The following is a 436-nucleotide window of genomic DNA, read 5'->3' on the forward strand; positions in this document are numbered from 1 at the left end:
ATTCACGACACGAGTTCGGTGGTGGGGGCATCCGCTAAGTTTGGCCCGGAAGCCCTGCAATTAGCCACAACGGTGAAATTAGCCCGTGCCCTCTGGATCATCCCGGTCGCCCTTGGCACAGCGGCTCTGTTCAGAACGGGCAACCGCAACATCAGCATTCCGTATTTCATCGGTCTGTTTATCTTAGCCATGATCGCCCATACGTACCTGCCCGCCATCGAGCCGGTAGCCGGGATACTGGTTCATCTGGCCCACACTGGCCTGACGTTAACGCTGTTTCTGATCGGGGCCGGGTTATCCGCTAAAGTCATCCGGGCGGTGGGCTGGAAACCAATGGCGCAGGGCGTAGTGCTGTGGATACTGATTTCTGTCGTGTCGCTGTATGCTATTTTGCACGTGTAGAATCCGTTTCTTCTGTGTCAACTGAGTCAATAGC

1 protein-coding gene is annotated in these 436 nt (G+C 55.5%); it reads left to right on the forward strand.

Going from position 1 to position 436, the window contains the following annotated elements; translation table 11 throughout:
* The coding region (locus D7Y13_RS50160; RefSeq protein WP_120631126.1) for a putative sulfate exporter family transporter at nt 1-402 on the forward strand (402 nt) is incomplete at its 5' end.
* Nucleotides 403-436 lie beyond the last annotated feature (34 nt).

It is taken from the genome of Corallococcus praedator (genome assembly GCF_003612125.1).
Lineage (GTDB): Bacteria > Myxococcota > Myxococcia > Myxococcales > Myxococcaceae > Corallococcus > Corallococcus praedator.